This is a genomic window from Vibrio sp. 10N.222.46.A1 (assembly GCF_041473595.1).
GTDB classification, from domain to species: domain Bacteria; phylum Pseudomonadota; class Gammaproteobacteria; order Enterobacterales; family Vibrionaceae; genus Vibrio; species Vibrio tasmaniensis_A.
Genome location: NZ_JBFRSN010000259.1, coordinates 1 through 975, shown reverse-complemented (window position 1 = coordinate 975; position 975 = coordinate 1). Strand labels below are relative to the sequence as shown.

At 38.6% G+C, this 975-nt stretch carries 1 protein-coding gene and 1 pseudogene; both read left to right on the top strand.

The features are described 5' to 3' along the window. A pseudogene (locus tag AB4496_RS09010) lies at window positions 1-308 on the top strand (OLD family endonuclease); the annotation flags it as partial. After that, entirely contained in the window at window positions 295-951 is a 657-nt protein-coding gene (locus AB4496_RS09005) for an HNH endonuclease (protein ID WP_102258243.1), read from the top strand. The pseudogene AB4496_RS09010 and the gene AB4496_RS09005, both read left to right, overlap by 14 nt. The last annotated feature ends 24 nt before the right edge of the window (window positions 952-975 follow it).

The following is a 975-nucleotide window of genomic DNA, read 5'->3' as shown; positions in this document are numbered from 1 at the left end:
CTTCTAAAAAATCCCAAGTGTACGCTCTTGCATACAATAATGAAAATCGGGTATTTTCTCGAAAGCTTGACATGATTGATAAAAGTGGCAATGCGGCAAAAGTTTTAAGAGAGGTTCTTGGGGTTCCTGTAACAGTGCCTGTTTGGGTCGAAGATGAAATAAAAGAAGTTGTAAAAAAATACTCTGAACAAGGCGTCGATGAGGGCTTGTTTCAACGAATGAGACAGGAACTAGAAGAGAAAGAACTGCAAGAATTTATGCCCAAAGCAATCACTCTAGTTGTGGAGAGTCTAAATGATAAAGCTTAATAAGGGGTCTAAGCCACAAGTTCTGGTAGACAATGCTACAAACTGGACCAATGAATTACTTGGTTTTATTCAGCGCGATGAAAAGGTTCCTTCATCTGTTTCAAATCGTTATAACCATTCAGATGTGAAAGGTCTTCTCAAGCAGGAAGCTAAAAATAAATGCATGTACTGTGAGAGTAAAGTGAGTCACGTATCATATGAGCATATAGAACATATTAAACCTAAGGCTAAAGATAAGTACCCAGATTTAACGTTCGAATGGCAAAATTTAGGGCTTGCATGCCCTGTTTGCAACATGAATAAAAGTGACGAATACGACCAAAATCTGCCATTTTTAAACCCGTTTAATGATGAACCGAGTGACCACCTATATGCTGCGGGCCCCTACGTATTTGGAAAGCCAGGTCAAAACAGAGGGAAGTTGACGGAGAAAGTCATTGAATTAAATAGAATGGACCTTGTAGAACAGCGACTAGAAAGAATAGATGCAATACGCCAACTTATGGATAGCTATGAAAACGAGCATAATCCAATACTCAAAAAGGCAATTTATAAAGAGCTTGTAGAAGAGTTAGGGGAAGATAAAGCATATTCATTTGTACTGAATTCAATAGTGGATGTTGTCGGAATACGCACCGTATAACTGAGGCGGATTCTAAGTATACGA

What these genes read in the sequence shown, in the direction of transcription:
- AB4496_RS09005 (WP_102258243.1), top strand. Translation starts at nt 295, where the DNA reads ATGATAAAGCTTAATAAGGGGTCTAAGCCACAAGTTCTGGTAGACAAT.